Source organism: Candidatus Omnitrophota bacterium (assembly GCA_023227985.1).
In the GTDB taxonomy this organism is placed as follows: Bacteria; Omnitrophota; Gorgyraeia; order Gygaellales; family Profunditerraquicolaceae; genus JALOCB01.
Window position 1 is genome coordinate 81,926 of the sequence record JALOCB010000001.1, and the last position, 21,599, is coordinate 103,524.

The 21,599-nt window shown below is 49.7% G+C and carries 17 protein-coding genes and 3 tRNA genes; 17 read left to right on the forward strand and 3 right to left on the reverse strand.

Going from position 1 to position 21,599, the window contains the following annotated elements; translation table 11 throughout:
• The 15 genes from rny to M0R35_00505 all read left to right on the forward strand — a co-directional run bounded on the left by rny (nucleotide 1) and on the right by M0R35_00505 (nucleotide 15,374).
• Nucleotides 1-1,554, forward strand: a complete 1,554-nt coding sequence (gene rny / locus M0R35_00435) for a ribonuclease Y (protein MCK9594131.1) — start codon at nucleotides 1-3, stop codon at nucleotides 1,552-1,554.
• A 4-nt stretch (nucleotides 1,555-1,558) separates the two neighbouring features.
• Nucleotides 1,559-2,347 carry a TIGR00282 family metallophosphoesterase gene (locus M0R35_00440; protein ID MCK9594132.1) on the forward strand — a complete coding sequence of 263 codons (789 nt, stop codon included), beginning with the start codon at nucleotides 1,559-1,561 and terminating at the stop codon, nucleotides 2,345-2,347.
• Between the two features lie 3 nt (nucleotides 2,348-2,350).
• A complete protein-coding gene (locus M0R35_00445) occupies nucleotides 2,351-4,399 on the forward strand; it encodes a hypothetical protein (protein ID MCK9594133.1) in 2,049 nt (682 codons plus the stop codon).
• A gap of 13 nt (nucleotides 4,400-4,412) precedes the next feature.
• Complete coding sequence (xseA, locus tag M0R35_00450; GenBank protein ID MCK9594134.1) at nucleotides 4,413-5,750, forward strand: exodeoxyribonuclease VII large subunit; 1,338 nt, start codon at nucleotides 4,413-4,415, stop codon at nucleotides 5,748-5,750.
• Nucleotides 5,751-5,779: 29 nt separating this feature from the next.
• Nucleotides 5,780-6,016 (forward strand): exodeoxyribonuclease VII small subunit, encoded by a 237-nt coding sequence (gene xseB / locus M0R35_00455; protein ID MCK9594135.1) that lies wholly within the window; start codon nucleotides 5,780-5,782, stop codon nucleotides 6,014-6,016.
• A 6-nt stretch (nucleotides 6,017-6,022) separates the two neighbouring features.
• Nucleotides 6,023-7,876 (forward strand): 1-deoxy-D-xylulose-5-phosphate synthase, encoded by a 1,854-nt coding sequence (dxs, locus tag M0R35_00460; GenBank protein ID MCK9594136.1) that lies wholly within the window; start codon nucleotides 6,023-6,025, stop codon nucleotides 7,874-7,876.
• A gap of 1 nt (nucleotide 7,877) precedes the next feature.
• A complete protein-coding gene (locus M0R35_00465) occupies nucleotides 7,878-8,084 on the forward strand; it encodes a 4Fe-4S binding protein (protein ID MCK9594137.1) in 207 nt (68 codons plus the stop codon).
• A complete protein-coding gene (locus tag M0R35_00470) occupies nucleotides 8,081-9,142 on the forward strand; it encodes a 3-methyl-2-oxobutanoate dehydrogenase subunit VorB (protein MCK9594138.1) in 1,062 nt (353 codons plus the stop codon). The genes M0R35_00465 and M0R35_00470 overlap by 4 nt, the downstream gene beginning before the upstream one ends.
• Complete coding sequence (locus tag M0R35_00475) at nucleotides 9,139-9,867, forward strand: thiamine pyrophosphate-dependent enzyme (protein MCK9594139.1); 729 nt, start codon at nucleotides 9,139-9,141, stop codon at nucleotides 9,865-9,867. The genes M0R35_00470 and M0R35_00475 overlap by 4 nt, the downstream gene beginning before the upstream one ends.
• Entirely contained in the window at nucleotides 9,864-10,397 is a 534-nt protein-coding gene (locus tag M0R35_00480) for a 2-oxoacid:acceptor oxidoreductase family protein (GenBank protein MCK9594140.1), read from the forward strand. Before M0R35_00475 ends, M0R35_00480 begins: the two co-directional genes overlap by 4 nt.
• Before the next feature lie 40 nt (nucleotides 10,398-10,437).
• Nucleotides 10,438-11,733: a glutamate--tRNA ligase gene (gene gltX, locus M0R35_00485; protein ID MCK9594141.1), complete on the forward strand. Its 1,296-nt coding sequence runs from the start codon at nucleotides 10,438-10,440 to the stop codon at nucleotides 11,731-11,733.
• 131 nt (nucleotides 11,734-11,864) lie between these two features.
• Nucleotides 11,865-11,935, forward strand: a tRNA-Gln gene (locus M0R35_00490).
• Nucleotides 11,936-12,076: 141 nt separating this feature from the next.
• Nucleotides 12,077-13,441, forward strand: coding sequence for a sulfatase-like hydrolase/transferase (locus M0R35_00495; protein ID MCK9594142.1), 1,365 nt, complete (start codon nucleotides 12,077-12,079; stop codon nucleotides 13,439-13,441).
• Nucleotides 13,442-13,535: 94 nt separating this feature from the next.
• Nucleotides 13,536-15,221, forward strand: coding sequence for a glutamine--tRNA ligase/YqeY domain fusion protein (locus M0R35_00500; protein MCK9594143.1), 1,686 nt, complete (start codon nucleotides 13,536-13,538; stop codon nucleotides 15,219-15,221).
• 65 nt (nucleotides 15,222-15,286) lie between these two features.
• Nucleotides 15,287-15,374 (forward strand) — tRNA-Leu (locus M0R35_00505).
• A 57-nt stretch (nucleotides 15,375-15,431) separates the two neighbouring features.
• Here the strand turns inward: M0R35_00505 and M0R35_00510 are convergent.
• The 3 genes from M0R35_00510 to M0R35_00520 are packed head-to-tail and all read right to left on the reverse strand — an operon-like array spanning nucleotide 15,432 to nucleotide 19,087.
• On the reverse strand, nucleotides 15,432-16,358 hold the full coding sequence (locus tag M0R35_00510; protein ID MCK9594144.1) for a response regulator: 927 nt from the start codon (nucleotides 16,356-16,358) through the stop codon (nucleotides 15,432-15,434).
• A gap of 15 nt (nucleotides 16,359-16,373) precedes the next feature.
• Nucleotides 16,374-17,873: a HAMP domain-containing histidine kinase gene (locus M0R35_00515; protein MCK9594145.1), complete on the reverse strand. Its 1,500-nt coding sequence runs from the start codon at nucleotides 17,871-17,873 to the stop codon at nucleotides 16,374-16,376.
• Entirely contained in the window at nucleotides 17,873-19,087 is a 1,215-nt protein-coding gene (locus M0R35_00520; protein ID MCK9594146.1) for an FIST C-terminal domain-containing protein, read from the reverse strand. The genes M0R35_00515 and M0R35_00520 overlap by 1 nt, the downstream gene beginning before the upstream one ends.
• An 87-nt stretch (nucleotides 19,088-19,174) precedes the next feature.
• On the opposite strand from M0R35_00520, the gene M0R35_00525 reads away from it, so the two are divergent.
• Nucleotides 19,175-19,252: transfer RNA gene (locus M0R35_00525), tRNA-Glu, on the forward strand.
• Nucleotides 19,253-19,281: 29 nt separating this feature from the next.
• A complete protein-coding gene (locus M0R35_00530; GenBank protein ID MCK9594147.1) occupies nucleotides 19,282-21,510 on the forward strand; it encodes a hypothetical protein in 2,229 nt (742 codons plus the stop codon).
• Nucleotides 21,511-21,599: the final 89 nt, after the last annotated feature.

Sequence of the window (21,599 nt, forward strand, 5' to 3'; positions counted from 1 at the left end):
ATGCTTAATCTAATTATTTTCATCGCGGTAGCCTTGATCTCCACCATTATCGGTTATTCGATGCGCCGATATATGGCGGAAAAGAAGATCCAGGACGCCGAGGCAAAGGCAAAGTTCATTGAAGAACAGGCGAAAAAAGAGGCGGAAGACCGCCGACGTTCGGCGGAATTAGAGGCGAAAGACCTGCTTTACAAGATGCGGCAGGATTTCGAGCAGCAGACCAAGGACCGCAGGCAGGAGATCGTTAATCTGGAGAAAAGGCTTACCCAGAAGGAAGAGAATATCGACCGCAGGCTTGACCTTTTGGAAAAGAAAGAAAAAGATATTGAGCTTCGCCAGGAAGGCCTGAAGAAGCAGGAAGAGGGTTTAAAGGCGAAAGAAAGCCAGCTGCATGGTTTGATCGCCGAAGAGAAGGAAAGGCTGCAAAAGATAGCCTCTCTTTCCGTAGAAGAGGCAAGGCAGATCCTTTTAAGCAGGTTGAATGAAGAGCTTAACGCCGAAAAGGCGGTATTGATCAAGAAGCAGGAAGAGGAACTGCGCGGCATAGCTGACAAAAAAGCCGCGGAGATAATCAGCCTTTCCATACAGCGTTGCGCCGTAGAACATACAGTGGAGTCGACGGTAAGCGTGGTTAATCTTCCCAGCGATGAGATGAAGGGCCGGGTCATCGGCCGGGAAGGAAGGAATATCCGGGCGCTGGAAATGGCCACCGGGGTGGATGTGATTATTGACGATACCCCTGAGGCGGTGACCCTTTCCTGTTTTGATCCTGTCCGCAGGGAGATCGCGCGCTTGAGCCTGGAGAAGCTTTTGGGGGACGGCAGGATCCATCCTGGGCGCATTGAGGAGGTAGTGGAGAAGACCAAAAAGGAAATGGATGAGAAAATCCGCGAAGAAGGGGAGCGCGCGGCTTTTGACTCCGGGGTGGACGGCCTGCATCCGGAGCTGGTAAGGCTTTTAGGCAGGCTAAAGCACCGTACCAGTTTCGGCCAGAATGCGCTGCAGCATTCCAAAGAAGTTTCTTATTTGCTGGGAGTGATGGCTTCGGAACTGGGATTGAATTTCAAGCTGGCCCGCAGGATCGGACTTTTGCACGATATAGGCAAAGCCGTGGATCATCAGGTGGAAGGTACCCACGCCAAGCTGGGCGCTGACCTGGCCAAGAAATACAATGAATCTCCGGAAGTGATCCATGCCATCGAGGCGCACCATGAAGAGGCGGAACCGAAGAGCTTCTTCGCTGTCCTGGCTGTGGCCGCTGACGCGATAAGCGCCGCCCGGCCGGGGGCCAGAAGGGAAACGCTGGAGACATATATAAAACGGTTGGAGAAGTTAGAGTCTATCGCCAACCTTTTTAAAGGCGTGGATAAATCTTACGCGATCCAGGCTGGCCGCGAGATACGGGTCATAGTGCAGCCGGAGAAGATCGCCGACGGCGAAGCGATCAATCTCGCGCGGGATATTCGCAAACGTATCGAGGAAGGGATGGAATACCCCGGGCAGATCAAAGTCACGGTTATCCGCGAGACCCGGGCTATAGAGTACGCTAAATAAAAGAATGAAGATATTATTCATAGGAGACGTGGTAGGTAAACCCGGTCGGGATGCGGTCAAGCGGCTCGTCCCGGAATTGAAGAAAGAGTTGGGCCTGGATTTTGTCATCGCCAACGCCGAGAACTCTTCCGGCGGGTCGGGGATCACCGGCAAGACCTCCGAGGAATTATTCGCCAGCCAGGTCGATGTTTTGACTTCCGGGGACCACATCTGGAAGAAACGCGAGATCGTAGGACTTATCGCTGTTGAAAAACGCATATTAAGGCCGGTTAATTATCCTAAAGGCTCCCCGGGTGCGGGCTGGGGTATTTTTGAAACGGCAAACGGGAAAAAGGTCGGGGTGGTTTGTGTCCTGGGTCGGGTTTTTCTGGAGCCCGTTGACTGCCCTTTTAGAGCCTGTGACCAGGCAATAGAGTGCGTTAAAAAAGAAACCAATATAATAATAGTGGACATCCACGCCGAGGCGACCTCTGAAAAAGTCGCCCTAGGCTGGTATTTGACCGGGAAGGTCTCTGCGGTTTTGGGCACGCATACGCATATCCAGACCGCTGATGAAAAGATCCTTCAGCCGGGCACCGCCTATATTACCGATGCCGGGATGACCGGGCCGTATGATTCGGTTATCGGAAGAAGGATAGAGGACGTTCTGCACCGGTTCATTACTTCCCTGCCGGTAAAGTTCGAGGTGGCGGAGGATAACATCCAGCTCCACGGGGTTATCCTGGATATAGACGATAATAGCGGCAGGGCCGGGGACATTGAAAGGATCCAGCGGAAAATGCCTGCTGTATGACAAATGCCCGAATCCTATAAAACTAAAAGATCTTTCGGTAAGTTATATTTTGCCGCGGCCGCGGTATTTTTCTGCGCTTTTTCCGTATACGCCGGGCTTTGGGCGTATGCCGCAGAAGGCGAACTTGAATATACGGTCGACCTCAACGCTAATGCCATCCCTTTACCCGGAATATTCTCCCCGAATATAGACTTGAGCGGCAGAGGAAGTCATTCCGATCCCGTCTGGCCGCAATCCCTGGCAGCTCCGGAAGCGCTGGACGCCTGGGAAAAAAGTATCGGCTGGAAAGGCATATACCGCCTGCAGTATAATCTTTGGGAGATCAGCCGGCATGCCAAAGATAAGCAGCTTCAGGATAAGCTTCTGGCGAATTATGAATCGGTGATCAAAAGGATAAGCGATGCCGGGGGGACGGTTATCCTGGATATATTCAGCACGCCTTCCGGCCAGGGCAAAGTTTTAGACAAGAAAAGCTCGCCGGTAAATCTTAAAGCATTTAAGGAAGTTGTTAAAGGATATATCCGCGAGCTCAGCTGCAATAAGAAATACAATGTTTGGTATGAGGTTTGGAGCGCTCCTGACCTGGATAATTTCTTCCTGGGAAGCCAGCAGGAATACCTTAAACTTTACCGGGCAGTGGCTGAGGCCGTTAAGGAACTTGAGGATGAGACCAAGATACATATACTCGTGGGAGGCCCCTCGACCAGCTGGTGGTTCAGGAACCCGGAGGGGAATAATATCCTCATCCCGGAGAAAAGCCTTATTTACGGGCTGATAAAGTTCTGCTATACGTATAAGCTGCCCCTGAACTTTATTACCTGGCATGCTTATTCCACCGATCCTTACACCGAAAAAAGGCTTACCGCGTATAATAAAGAATTCATTGTTTTGATCCGAGAATGGCTTTCATATTTTAATTTTCCGCAGGATATCCCGCTCTTGGTAGACGAGTGGAATTATGACAGCGGGGCGAACGTCCTTCCTGAAAGGAAAGAGAAGGCGAATATCTGCGCCAGTTTTATCCCCGGCAGGATCAAGAATATGTATCAGGCGGGGATAGACGGCCAGGTTTTTTTCTCGCTCGAAGATTTTCAGGGCAATAAAGAAGGCGTGGTCCGCAATGTTGGCGTTTTCTGGTTCAAAAGCGGCTCTCCCGGGTATCAAGGCGGGCCGAAGCCGATATTCGCGGTTTTCAAAATGCTGGCGTCTTTATACAAAGATCTCCTACAGCCGCAGGCGAGGTTAAATGACGAGTTTGTCGGCGCGATCGCTACCAAAGGCCAGGACGAATCGGCGGTGCTGATCTATAATTATATCGATACGGACATATTCCGTAATTACCTGTCCCGGGAGATCGCCCTTTTGAAAGACGCCGAAAGAGAGGCGCTTTTAGGGATAGCTAAATCCGAACGCGCGGCAAAGATCATGCGCCGGGAATTAAACCCGGCAGATTTGCGTCTGAGCGCTAAAGTGCAGGCGATATTGCGTAAAGCCCAGGAGATAAACGATACCGCCGAGAAGCTTAAGGTATCCCCGCGCCCCCTCAAATTGGCGATCAAGGGCCTGAAAGGGGAATATTTGTATTCCCGGGTCACCTTGGATTCCCGGAATCTTTCCGCGGCGGAGTTAAAGCCGGATGAGGAGAAAATCATAGTGGCAACGGATGGAATTTACCGGGAAACCTTAACCCTGGAACCTTATTCGGTCAGTATGGTGATTTTGAAACCAAAACCGCCTGAGCCGGGACCTATTTCGCAACCGCAGCCGAGTATAGAAGAGACTCAGGCGCAGACCCAGAAAGGCCAGACAGCGCAGACCGAGCCCAAGAAAGTGATCAAGGAAGAACCGCAGGCATTGGCCTCGCAACCGGAAAAGCCCATACCTCAGGAGCCGGCGGTTAACAATACTGCGGCTGTTGTAGAAGTGCCTGAGACTAAATCCCCGGACGCGGTTGTTAAGCCGGGTAACGGCGGGACCGTGGTGAATAATACCCAGGCGCAGGAAGTTATCCCGCAACCAGTCCAGAATACTACGGTAATCCAGGATAAATAAGAGAAGGTTAGTTATGGCGGACAAATCACCCGACCTGTTCGATCCGCAGGCAGCGCCAGCGCAGAAGCGGCGGGTATATACGGTCAGCGAGGTTACCCAGGGCATCAAATTGCTCTTTGAGGATTATTTCGGGCAAGTCTGGGTAGAAGGCGAGGTTTCCAATCTGCGGCCTTCTTCAGCCGGGCACCTTTATTTTTCCCTGAAGGACGAGTCCGCGGTGCTTTCCGCGGTTATATTTAACCGGGCCGCAAGGGATATTAAATTCAAGATCGAAGACGGTCAGAAGATGGTTTGTTTCGGCAACATCGATGTTTATGCCCCCCGCGGGCAATACCAGCTGATCATCGAGAAGATAGAGCCCAAAGGCGTAGGAAGCCTGCAGTTGGCCCTGGAGCAGTTAAAAGAAAAACTGGAAAAAGAAGGGTTATTCGCCCCGGCGCGAAAAAAACAAATACCTTATCTTCCGGCCAGGGTAGGGGTAGTGACCTCGCTCACCGGCGCGGCGATAAAAGATATCCTTAAAGTGCTTGACCGCAGATTCCGGGATATACATATTATTCTCAGCCCGGTAAGGGTCCAGGGGGACGGCGCAAAAGAGGATATCGCTTTGGCGATCGAGGATTTTAATGTCAGGAACGCGGGACTTTCCAGGGATGAACAGGTCGAGGTTTTAATCGTGGGTCGCGGCGGAGGAAGCATTGAAGACCTCTGGCCGTTCAATGAGGAGATCGTTGCCCGGGCGATATATAATTCCAAGATACCGGTAATATCCGCGGTAGGCCATGAGCGGGACTGGACTATCGCCGACCTGGTTTGCGATTTGCGGGCGGCTACGCCGTCGCAGGCGGCGGAATTGGTCATCCCGGAAAAAGAAAAGCTGCGCCGGGAACTGGACGGCCTGATATCCGGGCTTAAGAAAGGGCTTGAGGATACCGCGCTGGATTTCGCGCAAAAGGAAGATGACCTTATACGCCGTCTCTCTATAGCCATGGGGCATAACTGGCAGATAAATCACAACCGTTTGGACGCGGTATCAAATAAACTGGCGATTTTTAATCCGGCGACCCTGATACCGGAGTATAAGACCAGGATCGCTGATCTGGCCAGGCAGATCTATGTGCGCATGGGCCATTTCTTGAGATTGAAAGATTCCCGGTTCACCGGAATAGCCGAGAATCTCGCCAGCCTTAATCCATTGAATATCCTGGCCAGAGGCTACAGCGTGACCTTCAAGGATCCCGACGGACGGGTGATAAAGGATGCGGGGCAGGTAAATAAAGACGATATGATCAGAACCAAGGTATATAAAGGAGAGATCATCAGCAGGGTAACGCGGGTAAATTGTTCTTAGCGCACAACGATAATTTTGCAGGAGGTCTTATGCCGGAAATAAAATTCGAAGAGGCTTTGAAAAAGCTGGAAAAGATAGTTGACGAGCTGGAAAACGGCGAGCTTTCCCTGGATGATGCATTGAAAAAATACCAGGAAGGCCTGGAGCTTTCCCGGCAGTGCTCGCAGCGGTTGGACAGCGCTAAAAAGAAGATCGACATACTGGTTAAGAACAAAAAAGGCGAATTCGAGCTAAAAGGCCTGGATGAAGCCGAAATAAAAGAATAAAACAAAATGTTACTGGAAAAAATAAACTCGCCGCAGGACCTGAAGCAGTTTTCCACGGAAGAACTGATTGTTCTGGCCGCGGAAATACGGAGCAGGATCATTGAAGTTGTTTCCAAGACAGGAGGCCATATCGCTTCCAGCCTGGGAGCCGTGGATCTGACTATAGCCTTGCATTATTGCCTGAACAGCCCGAAAGACAAGATCGTTTTTGACGTGGGTCATCAGGCATACGCGCACAAGATCCTTACCGGCAGGAACAAGGATTTTGACAGCCTGCGGCAGTTCTCCGGGTTAAGCGGCTTTCCCTGCAAAGATGAATCCAGTCATGACACTTTCACCTGCGGGCATAGCTCTAATGCCGTGTCTTTGGCTTTGGGCCTGGCTTGCGCCAGGGATTGCCTGCAGCCGCAGGATTATTTTCGGGTAGCCGCGGTAATCGGCGACGGTTCCTTAAGCGGCGGGCTTTGCTTTGAGGGGTTAAATAACGCCGGGCACCTCAAAAAAGACATCTTGGTCATCCTGAATACCAATGAATTGAGCATCGCTCCTAATGTGGGGGCGATCAGCACCTATTTAAATAAACTGATCTCGCTGCCGGTATATAACCGTTTCAGGGGTTCCCTGGATAATTTTATCAAATCCCGGGTTCCCAAGGGCAGCAGGCTGTTAAAGATCGCCAACAGGTTTGAAGAGAACCTGAAAGGTTTTTTTGTCCCTGGGATGTTATTTGAGGAGTTGGGGTTTCGCTATTTCGGGCCGTTAGACGGCCATAACCTGGCGGTTTTGATCCCTTGCTTGAAGAATATCATGGGGATAAAAGGCCCGAGGCTGGTGCATGTGATCACCCGCAAAGGCAAAGGTTACCCGCCTGCGGAACAGGACCCGGTAAAATTCCATGGTGTCGGAAGGTTCGATATTCCCACAGGCAAGGCTATCTGTAAAAAAGACAGCCCTGCCAAGACTTATACGCAGGTTTTCGGGGCAAAGCTGGTTGAGATGGCGCAAAAAGACCCGAAGATTGTGGCTATAACCGCGGCTATGCCTGAAGGGACCGGTCTGGATAAATTCCGTGGATCTTTTCCGCAGCGTTTCTTTGATGTAGGTATAGCCGAGGGTCACGCGCTTTGTTTTGCCGCGGGTTTTGCCGCCGGCGGTTTTAAACCGGTGGTGGCTGTTTATTCCACATTCCTGCAGCGGGCTTACGATCAGATCATTGAAGACATCGCCTTGCAGAACCTTCCGGTGGTCCTGGCAGTTGACCGCGCCGGGATTGTAGGCGAAGACGGCGTGACCCATCAGGGCATATTCGATATTTCTTTTTTGAAGAATATCCCTAATTTTATAGTAATGGCTCCCAAAGACGCGGGGGAATTAGAAGGGATGCTGGAATTAAGTTTAACCTTGAATAAGCCGGTAGCTATCCGGTATCCCCGGGCAATAGCCGGCGCTTCGGATGTGGGGTGCTCTCCTATTAAACTCGGCGAGCCGGAGATATTAAGGACCGGCCAGGATTTTACGATAATCGCCCTGGGGAGCATGGTTGGCCCAACGCTTGCCGCGGCTGATATTTTAAGTAAGCAGGGATTTACGGGAACTGTGGTTAACGCCAGGTTTGTAAAACCTTTGGACGAAAATATCTTGAATAAGATCAGCCAACAGGCTAAAATAATTCTTACAGTGGAAGAGGGTATAATTGACGGAGGTTTCGGCAGCCGGGTCAGCGAGATATTGTCCCGGCCGGTAGTCAGGCTGGGATTATCCGATGAATTCATCCCGCACGGACGCAGGGAACTGTTGCTGGAGAAGGCCGGGTTAACCGCCGCAGGGATCAGCGCCAGTATACGGGGGCATCTTAAATAAAATGCGTAAGATAATCATTGATGCGGAGAAATGCAAGGGTTGTTTGCTTTGTATCGGTGCCTGCCCTAAAGGGTTTCTTGTCCCTTCGGGGAAGCTAAACCGCAGGGGCGACGTTTTTGTGGAATGCAAGAACGAACAGGAATGCCTGGCTTGCGGATTATGCGCGTTGATCTGCCCGGATTGCTGCATTGAGGTGTCTAAAGAATGAAGACAGATAAAAAAATATTAATGACCGGCAACGAGGCTATCGCCGAAGGCGCTATCCGGGCCGGATGTTTGTTTTACGCGGGTTATCCGATCACTCCGCAGAATGAGCTTACCGCTTACATGGCCAGGCATATGCCGGAAAATGGCAGGGTATTCATCCAGGCGGAATCAGAATTGGCTGCGATAAATATGATCTTTGGCGCATCCGCCACCGGGGTAAGGGCAATGACTTCGTCTTCCAGCCCGGGGATAAGCCTGAAGCAGGAAGGGATATCTTATCTCGCCGGGGCGGAACTGCCGGCGGTTATCGTGAATATGATGCGCGGAGGGCCGGGATTAGGCAATATTTCCCCATCCCAGGCGGATTATTTCCAGGCGACCAAGGGCGGCGGCCACGGCGATTATCATCTTATTGTGCTTGCTCCGGCTGCGGTGGAAGAGGCATATGAATTGATGTTTACCGCCTTTGACCTGGCGGATGAATATCGCGGCCCGGTGATGATCCTGGGCGACGGTATGCTCGGCCAGATGATGGAACCGATGCGGATGAAAGAACATAAGATCAATAATATAGCCAAGCCCTGGGCGCTTACCGGCTGTTCCGGCCGCAAACCGAATATCATAAGGTCGCTATACATTAAGGACGGGATCCTGGAAGAAGTTAATCTCAGGCTGCAGAAAAAATACCAACAGATCAAGGCAAAAGAGCAGCGTTGGGAAGAAGAGTTATTGGATGACGCCAAATTGATTCTGGTCTCTTATGGCGGGATGTCCAGGATCTGCCGCAGCGCGGTCAAGAATTTACGGGATAAAGGGACCAAGGCCGGGCTGCTTAGGCCGATAAGCCTTTGGCCGTTCCCGGATAAGGCCTTTGAAAAGGCGATCCGTCCGGGAGTGAAATTCCTGGTGGTGGAAATGTCGTACGGCCAGATGGTCGAAGATGTGCGCCTGGCAGTGAACGGCAAGGCCGAAGTGGCATTTATCGGCCGCTCCGGAGGCGGGATACTCTCCGAAGAGCAGATAATAAAGAAGGCCCAAGAGGTATTGAAGATAAAATGAAAAAAGTATTCAGTTATCCCAGATCGCTGCGCAACATATCCACTCATTACTGCCCAGGATGCGGGCATGGCATTGCCCATCGCCTGGTGGCGGAAGTCATAGATGAGCTGGATATCCGGGAAAAGATCATCGCCATAGCGCCTGTAGGATGCGCGGTCATCGCCTATGATTACTGGGATTTTGATTGTTCCGAGGCGGCTCACGGCCGGGCGCTGGCAGTAGCCACGGCCATGAAAAGGCTCCGGCCGGATAACATTGTTTTTACCTATCAGGGTGACGGGGATCTGGCCGCTATCGGGACAAATGAAACGATCCACGCGGCTAACCGCGGAGAAAACCTAACAGTGATATTCATCAATAACGCGGTTTACGGGATGACCGGAGGCCAGATGGCTCCGACCACGCTTTTAGGGCAGAAGACCGCTACTTCTCCTTTTGGGAGAAGGCCGGAGTTTGAAGGATATCCGTTAAAGATCTCGGAGCTGCTGGCGCAATTAACCGGGGTGAAATACGTGGAGCGCGTTTCCGTATTTTCCAGCCAGGAAGTGATAAAGGCGCGGCAGGCGGTAAAGACCGCTTTTCAGAACCAGGTTAACAATGTAGGGTTTTCCCTTGTGGAGATACTGTCTCCCTGCCCGACTTATTGGGGGATGCCTCCGAAAAAAGCGATGCAGTGGATCAGGGAAGAAATGGTCAAGGAATTTCCGTTAGGCAGGCTAAAATGACAGAAAAGATAATAATCGCCGGTTTTGGCGGCCAGGGGATCATGCTTATGGGAAAAGTCCTGGCAGAGGCCGCGATGCTCGAAGGGAAGAATGTTACCTGGCTGCCGGCTTACGGGGCTGAAGTGCGCGGCGGCACAGCTAATTGCATGGTGGTTGTTTCCGATGAGCCGATAGGCTCGCCTTTTATCGGCCGCGCGGACAGCCTGATAATCATGAATGGGCCTTCTCTTGCCCGTTTTCAAGGGAGATTAAAGGATAAAGGGCTTATAGTAATTAACAGCTCTTTGGCTCAGGCCGGGCCGGATACCAGGGGAGTTGTAGCCGGGCAACCTTTTTCAGAAATAGCCGTAAAATTAGGCGGTATAAAGGTGGCGAATATAGCCGCGTTAGGTTTTTTTGCGGCTAAGACAAAACTTATCAGCATCAAAAGCCTTAACCAGGTTATTATAGATATGACCCCGCAAGACAAGAAAGATCTTGGCGCTTTAAACCTGGCCGCGTTGTCCGCCGGAGCAAGATTGGCAGAGTAAATCCGGAACCCTATATAAAAAAAAGAAAGAGGAAAAATAAATGGTTCGAGTAAGATTTGCGCCCAGCCCTACCGGGAATTTGCATATTGGCGGAGCGCGCACCGCGCTTTTTAACTGGCTTTACGCCTGCTCCCAGAGCGGAGAGATGATCCTTAGGATCGAGGATACGGATACGCTGCGCTCTAAAAAAGAATACATCGATGAGATATTAGGCAGCCTTAAATGGCTGGGGTTTAATTGGGGCCAGGTATATTATCAGAGCCAGAGGTTCGATATCTACAGGGAATACGCCCAAAAACTTTTAAGTTCGGGCAAGGCCTATATCGAGAAAAATGAAGCCGGTAAAGAGGCGATAATTTATAAAGTGACCGGGGAAAAGGTAAAGATAAAAGACCTGATCCACGGGGAAATAGAGTTCGATACCGCAGTCATCAAAGACCAGGTCCTGATAAAATCCGACGGGACACCCACGTATAATTTTGCCTGCGTGGTCGACGACGCTTTAATGGAGATAACCCATATTATCCGCGGTGACGATCATATTTCCAACACCCCGAAACAACTGCTTATTTATGAGGCGCTGGGTTTTAACCTGCCGCAGTTCGCGCATCTGCCTCTGATCTTGGCTAAAGGCGGTGGAAGGATGTCCAAACGAAAAGGGGCGACCGCCATATCCGAGTATCGGCAGGCAGGGTATCTGCCGCAGGCCATGGTTAACTTCCTTATGCTTTTAGGCTGGGCCCCCGGAGAGAACCGGGAGATCATCGATATAAAAGAAGCTATAAAGCTCTTTGACATAAAACACGTAAACAAGACCGCTGCGGTAATGGATATGGATAAGCTCGATTGGATAAACAACCAGTATCTTAAGAACGAAGATACCGCTAAGCTGGCAGAAGAGGTTATCCCGCTTTTGATCGAGAAGGGTTTGATCGGTAAAGATAATATCGACCGGGAATATACCCGGGAAGTCCTGCGATTATTCCAGTCCAGGCTTACCGTGCTGCAGGATTTTGTGGATCGGGCGGACTCTTTCTTTGTCAACGAGGTTATCTTCGATCAGGAGGCAAAAGAGAAGTTTTTGTCACAGGACCTCTCCCGGGAATTCGGCTTGTTCACGCAGAGGCTGAGCAGTTTGGAAAAGTTCGAGATCCCTGAGATCGAAGAATGTTTCCGGAAGGCAGTCGCGGAATTGGGCATTCAATCCAAAGCGCTTATCCATCCTGTCCGTGTCGCGCTTACCGGCAAGACAGTCGGCCCCGGACTTTTCGAAGTGATTTATTGTTTAGGTAAAGGCCGTGCGGTTGAAAGATTGAGTAAATTTATAAAAAAATAAACCGGGGAAACGCGGGGTTCTTAAAACCTTTCTATATGCGTGATCCTTGAATAAACAGTTTTTATAAGCCTCAAAAATCCTTCTTTACAGCTTTCCTGAAAGCGGATATAATTAAACCCTCGGATGTTTACTGCCCTCTAGTGCAACGGCAGCACGACTGACTCTGGATCAGTTAATCGGGGTTCGAATCCCTGGGGGGCAAATAAAACAATTCTACATTTCCGTGATAAAGAAAACAACGCCATTCTTTGCGGTTTCGATAATTCTTTGCCTGATCCCCGGATTTTTTAAAGTTGCGGCGGCAAATGAAATAAGTCGGCCTCCAGGCGCCGGGGGACTAAATGTGATCCTGGTTATTATTGATGATCTAAGGGCCGATCATTTAGGATGTTATGGCTATCCTAAGCAGACCTCGCCGGCAATTGATGCGATAGCCCGGGATTCCTGCGTTTTTGAAAAAGCGTTCAGTCAGTCGGGTTATACCCTCCCCAGTACAATATCTATTTTAACCTCACTTTATCCTTCGTCCCACGGGATGTTTTATGTTTTTAAAGATGAGTTGTCCCCGGGGATAAAAACGATAGCGGAAATATTCGGAACTTACGGCTATAAGACCGCATGGTTTTCTCAATTAAAAACGCCGCATCTGGATATAAACGTCGGATTTGGCCGCGGGTTTCAGGATAAGGTTGAATTGGGCGCGGATTTTAGCGGCGGCCCGGAGCTTTTTTCCTGGCTTGAAAAGAACAGGTCGAATAATTTCTTTCTGGCAATAGATTCAAGGGCGGTACATGATTTTTACCGTTCCTTTCCGGAGCATGAAGGGGAAGTAAAAAAAGATTTTTATTTCAAATTGATCCGCCTGGCGAAATCCCCCGGAAACGCTTTTTTTGGCCCCGAAGTGGTTTCAGCGCATAAAGAACTGTTCAGGGGGAACTATAATCCGGATAAGCTCAGTAAAATGTTGGAATTAGTGGACCCGGAGAAAAGAAATAGTTTAGACCAATTCAAATGCTCTTTACTTATTCCTTGGTTGCAAAAAAAAGGACGCAGCGATCCTGAGGGCTGGATCTCTGTTTATGATGAAAGAATCCGGGCTGTTGATAACGAGCTGATAAAACCGCTGGAAGTAAAATTAAAAACATTGGGGTTGTGTGGGAAAACCGTGTTGATTATCACTGCAGACCATGGAGAGGAATTCGCAGAGCATGGTAAATATGGACATTCCAGCCTTTGGGATACGAATATTCATGTGCCGCTGATAATTAAAATTCCCGGAGGTCCGGGGGGCAAAAGGATTGAGGATCTGGCAGAAACCATTGATATTATGCCGACAGTCTTGGAATTAGCCGGAATAGCGGTCCCCTCTCAAGCCCGAGGGGTGAGTTTAGTAAATCTGATGAGAGGGGGCTCGGTTGGCGCGCCTCGCGAATATATTTTTTCCGAATTGCCCAAAAAGAAAACAATCCGTTCAAAAAAATGGAAGTTGACCGAGGGGGGCACAAGGCGGAGATTGTTCGACCTTTCTCGCGATCCCGGCGAGCAAATCGATGTCCTTAACAGGAACAGGGCGATTGCCGCTAAGATGCAAACGCGGCTAAAGCAATGGGAAGCGTCCTTGCCCGACTATCAAGATCAAGAATATCCTTTTGATCCCGGGATAGGCAGGGAGATGCAGGAAAGGATAAGAAAAACAGGGTATTGGTAGGTTATCTGAAAATAACCTGTGTGTTACGCGGAAGTTTGATATTTTTGAGTATTAATGTATAATAACATATTGTTTTTTATCTTTAAAGGAACATATGGATCCCGTAAAATCTATAACCAATTTTATTCGTGAGATAATCGATAGCGATCTGGCCCTGGGAAATAACAGCGGCGGTGTGCATACTCGTTTCCCCCCGGAGCCCAATGGCTATCTGCATATAGGCCATGCTAAAAGTATTTGTCTGAACTTCGGCATTGCCCGCGATTATAAAGGGCTGTGTAACCTGCGGTTTGACGATACCAACCCTGAAACCGAGGATGTCGAATACGTCAATTCCATCCAAGAAGACGTGAAATGGCTGGGATTTGATTGGGATAGCCGGATTTATTACGCCTCCGACTATTTCGATAGAATATACGAATACGCGCTCCAGCTTATTAGAAAAGGCAAGGCCTTTGTCTGCGATCAGTCCCTGGAAGATATGCGGCGATTTCGAGGCACTATCGTTCAACCCGGCAAGGACAGCCCTTTCCGCGGGCGCAGCGTCGAAGAGAACCTGGACCTGTTTGCCAGGATGAGGGCAGGCGAGTTCGCCGAGGGGGCCAGGGTTCTGCGCGGAAAGATCGATATGTCCCACCCTAACCTATTGATGCGCGACCCGGTGTTCTACCGCATTAGAAAAGAGACGCACCACCGGACAGGGAATAAATGGCCTGTATACCCGACATATGATTTTACCCATGGGATCTGCGATTCAATAGAAGGGATAACCCATTCTATCTGTACCCTGGAATTCGAAGTGCACCGTCCGTTATATGATTGGATACTGCGAGAATTAGGTATCCACCATCCGAGGCAAGTAGAATTCGCCCGGCTTAATCTCGGGCACACTCTTTTGAGCAAGCGCAAGCTCCTGGAGATGGTGGAGAAGAAATATGTTTCCGGTTGGGATGATCCGCGGATGCCTACCATATCGGGCTTGCGCAGAAGAGGTTATACCCCGGGATCCATAAGAAGATTCTGCGACCAGATCGGCGTGGCCAAGGCGGACAGCATAGTAGATATGGTGGTGTTGGAAAACAGTATCCGCGAAGAGCTGAATAAAATCGCGCCGCGGGTCATGGCGGTGCTGCGGCCGTTAAAGGTGGTCATTGACAATTATCCCGGTGATCGGGCAGAAGAGTTGGATGTTATCAATAATCCCGAGGATCCGTCCATGGGCACAAGAAAAGTCCCGTTCTCAAGGGAGCTTTATATAGAACAGGATGATTTTCGCGAGGATCCGCCGAAGCAATTTTACCGCTTGGCTCCGGGGCGCGAGGTGCGGCTGCGCTGCGGTTATTTTATAAAATGTGTCGGCTTGCAAAAAGACGAAAAAACAGGTACAATACAGGAAATCCACTGCACCTATGATCCGTTGACCCGCGGAGGCGATTCCCCTGACGGCCGCAAGGTAAAAGCGACGATCCATTGGGTATCCTGCAAACATGCCATAAAGACGCAGGTGCGGTTATACGGTGTTCTTTTTACAAATAGGGACCCTTCCGATGTCCCGGAAGGCGTGGATTTTACGGTTAATCTTAATCTCAATTCTGTTGAGGCCCTGGACGGCTGTATGGTCGAACCGAGTTTGAAAGACGCGGCCGCGGCAAATAGATATCAGTTTGAGAGGTTAGGATATTTTGTTGTGGATACAAAAGACAGCGTTCCCGGGAAGCCGGTATTTAACCGGATTGTTACCCTGCGCGACACTTGGGCTAAGATAGAGAAGAAGCTGTAGATAGATCGGCGTAAATTACTATGCGACACCCAATCCTATCGGATGGATTGGGGGTGCAATTCTTTGCGAGGATGGCGGAATTGGCAGACGCGACAGTTTGAGGGGCTGTTGGTTGCATAAACTGTGAGGGTTCAACTCCCTCTCCTCGCACCAATAAAAAAGGGGAACCCCTGTTTTTTAACAAACAGGGGTTCCCCTTTTAATTCTTACTTATTTGCGTTTATCCCTGATGAAATTGCTTTTTCCTACGGTTTTGGCGTAGCCTTTCAGTTCGGCGCCTATCTCGCCGATCTGGGCGACATGGTCTATTTTACGAAACTCGTTTGTTACTACTCCGATTGATACGGACATTAACGGTATCTTGTTTTCGCTGCCCTGCCTGTCCTTGGCTAATATATAACCGTTGTTTCGGTCCGTCTCATTATAAAAAGACGGGATGGTTTTATCGAAGGATTCGATTATGGCAGAACAAAGGGTGTCGGCTTTGTCCAGGGTGGTGACTACCACAAAATCATCGCCGCCTATATGGCCGATAAAATCTTCCGCCTGGCCGGTCTCGCGGGTTGAGCGGATCAGGATACGGGCGACTTCTCGGATCACATCATCCCCGTGCTCGAATCCGTAAGTATCGTTATAAGCCTTGAATTTATCCAAGTCCACGTAACAGACCGCGAAAGGTAATTTGCTTTCCAGCCGGTGGGAGAGCTCGTTCAGGATAGAGACATTACCCGGCAATCTGCTTAAGGGGTTTGCTTCCAGGTCGCGTTCAGTGCGCCGGACAACCATACGTATCCTGGCCAGTAATTCTTTGGGCTCAAATGGCTTTACTATATAATCGTCCGCTCCGGAATCTATTCCGTCGATCTTGTCGGTGATCTCTCCTTTACCGGTGACCATGATCACCGGAAGATGCCTGAGCAATATATCTTTTTTTATCCTGGCGCAAAGCTCCAACCCGGTCATTTTCGGCATTTTATAATCCAACAAGGCCAGGTCGAAAGTTTTGTTCTGTATCGCCTTGAGCCCTTCCTCGCCGTTATTCGCTTCGTAAACCTCGTATTTCTCGTCTTCCAGGGTTATCCGCAGCACATCCCGGATATCCGGGTCGTCATCAACGATAAGTATTTTTATGGCCATAAGTTTTTAGATAGTTTAGAATGCGTTAGGCAGGGTGAAGCTGAAAGTCGATCCTTCTCCGACCTTGCTTTTTACCCATATTTTTCCTTTGTGCGCCTCGATTATATTTCTTACAAGAGCCAGGCCCAGCCCGGTCCCTTTTATATCCTGGTTAAGGGTGCTGTCCACCCGGTAAAATTCCTCGAATATAGTTTCCAGCGCGTTTTCGGGTATTCCGCATCCCGTATCGGAAACGTCCACCTGTACCTGTTTGCCCGAATCGATGACCCGGACAGTGATTTTTCCTTTGGGCGTGTATTTTATAGCGTTGTTGATCAGGTTTATGAATACCCGCTTGATCTGTTCTTTATCGACCAGCACTTCCGGCAGGTCCGGCGCCAATTCGCTGGAGAAAGAGATCTCTTTCTCCTTCAAAAGCACCGACAACATGTCCGAGATCTCCTCAAGGATTGCCTTTAATCCCTGCGGGACAAGTTTCATTGACGCTTTGCCGGATTCGATGCGGGAAATATCCAGCAGGTCGTTCACGAACTGCACCAGTTCGTCAGAATGCTTGTTGATTTTGTCCAGCCGCTTATGCACTTCTTCCGGCACGACCCCCAGTTTTCCCGCCAGAAGTATGGAGGCATAGCCTTTGATGGAAGTAAGTGGGGTGCGTAATTCATGGGATACGCTGGAGACAAAGTCGCTCTTTCTTTTGCTGATCTTTTTTACCTCTTCCAAAGCCAGGCTTAGTTCCCGGGTCCTTTCTTCCACCCGGTTCTCCAGTTCCTGATGGGCGTGCCAGGTTTTCTCGAAAAGCCTGGCATTTTCCAGGGCCTGGCCGAGTTGATTGGCCAGAATGGTGATCAGCTCCTCGTCGCCGATAGTGATCATAGGGTTTTTATCCGAGCCTACAAAGAGGAATCCCTGGTTGCCTTCTTTGGGAAGTATCGGCGAGATCACAAAGGAACGCGTTTTGAATATCGCCTTCAGGCGTTCTTTTTCATTGTTCTCCAGGAGCATGCTTATGGAAGAAAGCGTTTTTTCATTCCGAACGCTTTCCCAATAAGTGTTTTTGTTCGCTTCCACCTGGGATTTTATCCCCGCGCAGGACTCTTCGTTATAACCGACATTTAAGCGCAAAGAGAATATTCTTTCTTTGGCGTCCCATAAAAAAGCCAGGGCTTTCTCGAAGCCGATCTCTTCCAGGTCTCCGATCTCGATCTTTTGGAAGATCTGTTCTTCGTCGAACGTTGAACTGATGGTCCGGGAGAACCTTTGCAGGGTATACAGGCCGGTCAGTTTCTTGTCCAGTTCTTCCTGGGTCTTGTTCAGTTCGATATCCGTGCGCACGACAAGCTTGGCCTGCTCGTCCATTTCGTCCAAAGAGCGTTTCAGGTTATTGACGGATTCCTGGAGTTGGTTTATCTTATGGGATTTTAAAAGCAGGACGAAGAACAGCGCGATCGCGGATATCAGGCTCATCAGGCCGAGCAGATTGAACAGGTTCTCTCCGTTAATGTAGGATATCATTATCCCTCAAGGATCAAGACGGAAATCGTCTGGTTGTGCAGATAAGACTGCCCCCGGTAGCCCAGGGCCGTTAAAGGCGCTAATTGGCATCCTGAATACAGCCCGATAATGGGCGTATTAGGCGCCAGGCTTTCCCGGATGATCTCTAGCTCCCTGTTTGTGTCCCTTCGCAGTAGATTGTACCTTGAAAAAGAGCTAAATGCAATAGCCAGCTGCGAGGTCTTTGTCTTGCTAAACTTCAGCATCGGGTTGGATACGTTATTAACCGCTTCGGCGACAGCCGCATAAGCAGCCTTCAGGCAAGTTTCTTTGGTGCTGATCATCAGACGGATCATGCTTCCTTCGGGGATATTGCCCTGGCATATGAGCGATCCGTCGTCCGTCACGTTATGAACATTGCGTAATATATATTCTGTCTCACCGGGCGCGAATACGCCGATCGGGTAAGAAATGGAGAGGGTTTTTATCTCTTTCTTAAGCCGGTTCAGGTCGCAGGCCAGGTATTCTTCATAGAGTTTTACCGCCGGTTGTCCGTCGATCTTTTTTATGATATTTGCCTCAGCCGCGCTTACGCTATGCGGTTTGCCTAACGGTTTCCACCCGTGCTTCATCCCTGCTCCGCAGGAGATCCTGCCGCCCAAAACTATCCCGGCACAGCCGTCAGTGACGATCGACTGGTTAAAATACAAAGACGTCCTTATGGGGTGGAAATGATCGGAGGGAAAGACCCCCCAGCAGGGAAAGCTGCGCCCCAGGTGGTCCTGCAGGCCGGATATGATGTTCGGGCCGTCTTCGACCAGCCGGTCAAAAAACAATAACCCCAGGCCGCGGGTGTTATTCTTTAATCCGCAGAGAAGTTTATCGCCGATCTCTTCGCCGGCTTCGCGCGGAGGCTTTGTTTTTATGCCTTTTACGCACCCGTGGCTGAGAAGCGCGCCTTCCGGAAGGCTGAGCAGCAGCAATACCGCGCCGTGTTTGAATATTCCTTGATTACAGATGACCGCCGGCCCGGTTAATCCGACTATCGGGACTCCGCCGAGCATATTGTTGATCGTTTTGAGGAAATTTGCCGAGGAAAATTCCGGGGAGGTGAATAACAGGGCCAGGTCGATCTTATTCTTGGCCGGTTTATTGGCTTTGGCCAAGCGGGAGATCTCTTCCGCGGCCGTCGCAGCGTTCTTGCCGGAGCTTATTCCTATACCTATATCTAACATATATTGAGTATATAATACCCCCGGAATGAGGTCAACAAATTTAATTGACCTGCGAGGGAATTATGTTATATTAATTAGTACTAAAACGGCCCCATCGTCTAGCCTGGTCCAGGACGGATGGTTCTCAGCCATTAAACACCGGTTCAAATCCGGTTGGGGCTACCAAATTTTCCCTTTATTTAATGGAGTTGACCTTGAAGAACAGAAAAACTCCCGGCCAGATCGCAGTCATCATCACTCTCTTTATCGCGGTTATAATACTCTTATCCGTTGTTATCATAAATATCGGCAAGGTCAGCGACGCCAAGGTTAACAGCTCTCAGATATCCGATCGGGGCGCTTTAAGCCTATGTTCTCAATTAGGCATGTATGTGGGATTGCTCAACAACAAAGTTGATCAACGGACACAACTTCCCCAGTGGCTTACCGGAGGGAATTGCGCCCCTAATTGGGGGTTGATCCTTATTTCCATCGCAGTCATTGCCGGGGCTATTGCGGCCCCTGGCGTAGGTGGAGCGGCTGTAATGGCTGCTTTGGTCGTCAGCGGGGTTTATATGCAACTGGCGGATATCAACGCCATCCAGGCCAGGGCGTTTTCAGACGCCGCGTATTTGATGTCGTCGTATACCGGTTTCAGGGAATCGGCTATTCAGTCTATGCTGACGTCTATTCAAACGGATTCTCAGGCGGTGAAAAAAACAGCTGAGTATACGCTTACCGATGATAGTACCGGGCAACAATATGTTTTTGACAAGGATAACCCGGGATGGTGGGCGATTGATCAGGCGTTAAAGAATAACAAGCGCGTAGGCAGGTTCAATGCCTGGTATTGGAGTAAACGTTTCCCCGAGGTGTCGGAAGCGGGCAAGCTCACGCCGCTTATCAATGACTTTATTAAGGCGATAACAGATAATACAAAGATAGAAGAGTGGGACCCGGACAAATGGCAGATCAAGAAAATTTCTCTAAAGGTGGATGCTGCGACCACTGCCTCGGAGAGAAAATGGATAATTAAGGATGGCGTGGTAAGAGTGGTTGGGCCGGTAGCGCTGAATGACTGGCTCGCTGAAAGTATGCCTAATTGGTTTAAGGATTTTGTTTATTTGGATGAAGGCGGTTTTCTTATCGCTGACTTGGGGTTTAAGGGACTTACCCAAAGGATATTGAATACCGTGTGTTTTGATGAAACATGCAGCGAGGATAATCCCGCAATAACCTATGCCGAGAGAACAATAATAAAAATACCGGGATGGGAATGGTTCGGGATCATTGATACGCAGTATAATTATGAACAGCTTTACCAAGTGAATGACGATATTTACGGGTTCCTTACCAGGTCTATGGAATTATTGAATATACCGGTTTCTTACCGGGTAACCGGGATAACCAATTGGCTGCCGGTTTTTTATGACCTGAAATCCGCGCATGCCGCGGATGACCGTCAGGATATGTATGGAAGATTGCTCTGGGATATTCAAAAAATAGATGAATGGATCCAGCAACTATCGGCTATTGATGAGACAATCGTTCCGCTTATTCCTGAGAAAAATGGCGATTGCGCGACAGGAGCAGGCAGCGTTACAAATGACTGTGAGCCCGATCTGGAGTGTGACGATACCAGCTGTTGGTGTGTAAATTCTAATGATTGCGCCTGGGAAGGTATTTATTGCAGCTGCAGCCCGGGGATATATTCAGAACTTTGCGGCCATGGTGATTTGTATGGGAACAAGCCGTCTCCTTGCCCGCCGTCTCATTCTTTTCGCTGCGAATGCGGTTGCGGTAATGACGCCTCGACTGATGACCAGATTAATCGGGCGTGTAGATTTCAGGGCGATCTGAATTGGGCCCCGGCTAAAAACAGCGAGACCGAGGTGCGTCAGGCGATAGAAATACTCACGAACTTAAATACGGCCTTGAGGGCTATCGTTGAAGCGATGAAAGAGGTGGGAGAGGCGACCAGGCTTATCTTAGCGTCCAGTCCGCTTAAAGAAGAGGCGGTTTACGGCTGGGTGGATGAATATAATAAATATCATTTGGTCAGGGCTAAGGTCGCCGGTTATCCTGCTTATGAGAATTTTCCTTCTATTTCGGAAAACGATCAGGAGCTTTATGGGCTTTTAAAATGCTGGACTATCCAGGGTCAGACTGCAGGTGAGGTCAAGACTGCGGTTTCCAGCTATACCAGCGATGTGCCTACCGGCTGGTGGGATGTGAAAGTACGGAAGAATCCCGCTGCCGATGAATTCGGCAAAGACAAATTGGGCGCGATCATAACGGAGATACACGGTAACACTGGAGGACAGGTGGTGAGCTGTAAGGCCGATCTGGATGATTTATTGGCTAATTACGCCATAAGCAGCGCCACTACCGGACATTATGGCGCCGCTAAAGAAGAGATCTATATAAAGAAAGCTGTTCCGTAATGGCACGTTTGGTTTTTTTATCCGCGCTTTTTTTTTAACCTTCTGTTCTTTTAGCCACGCAGCAGTCGATATCCTTGTTTTTGCCCCCC

Excerpts from the sequence above, each read along its gene's own strand:
- rny (MCK9594131.1), top strand. The coding sequence starts at position 1 with ATGCTTAATCTAATTATTTTCATCGCGGTAGCCTTGATCTCCACCATT.
- M0R35_00440 (MCK9594132.1), top strand. The coding sequence starts at position 1,559 with ATGAAGATATTATTCATAGGAGACGTGGTAGGTAAACCCGGTCGGGAT.
- M0R35_00445 (MCK9594133.1), top strand. The coding sequence starts at position 2,351 with ATGCCCGAATCCTATAAAACTAAAAGATCTTTCGGTAAGTTATATTTT.
- xseA (MCK9594134.1), top strand. The coding sequence starts at position 4,413 with ATGGCGGACAAATCACCCGACCTGTTCGATCCGCAGGCAGCGCCAGCG.
- xseB (MCK9594135.1), top strand. The coding sequence starts at position 5,780 with ATGCCGGAAATAAAATTCGAAGAGGCTTTGAAAAAGCTGGAAAAGATA.
- dxs (MCK9594136.1), top strand. The coding sequence starts at position 6,023 with ATGTTACTGGAAAAAATAAACTCGCCGCAGGACCTGAAGCAGTTTTCC.
- M0R35_00465 (MCK9594137.1), top strand. The coding sequence starts at position 7,878 with ATGCGTAAGATAATCATTGATGCGGAGAAATGCAAGGGTTGTTTGCTT.
- M0R35_00470 (MCK9594138.1), top strand. The coding sequence starts at position 8,081 with ATGAAGACAGATAAAAAAATATTAATGACCGGCAACGAGGCTATCGCC.
- M0R35_00475 (MCK9594139.1), top strand. The coding sequence starts at position 9,139 with ATGAAAAAAGTATTCAGTTATCCCAGATCGCTGCGCAACATATCCACT.
- M0R35_00480 (MCK9594140.1), top strand. The coding sequence starts at position 9,864 with ATGACAGAAAAGATAATAATCGCCGGTTTTGGCGGCCAGGGGATCATG.
- gltX (MCK9594141.1), top strand. The coding sequence starts at position 10,438 with ATGGTTCGAGTAAGATTTGCGCCCAGCCCTACCGGGAATTTGCATATT.
- M0R35_00500 (MCK9594143.1), top strand. The coding sequence starts at position 13,536 with ATGGATCCCGTAAAATCTATAACCAATTTTATTCGTGAGATAATCGAT.
- M0R35_00510 (MCK9594144.1), bottom strand. The coding sequence starts at position 16,358 with ATGGCCATAAAAATACTTATCGTTGATGACGACCCGGATATCCGGGAT.
- M0R35_00515 (MCK9594145.1), bottom strand. The coding sequence starts at position 17,873 with ATGATATCCTACATTAACGGAGAGAACCTGTTCAATCTGCTCGGCCTG.
- M0R35_00520 (MCK9594146.1), bottom strand. The coding sequence starts at position 19,087 with ATGTTAGATATAGGTATAGGAATAAGCTCCGGCAAGAACGCTGCGACG.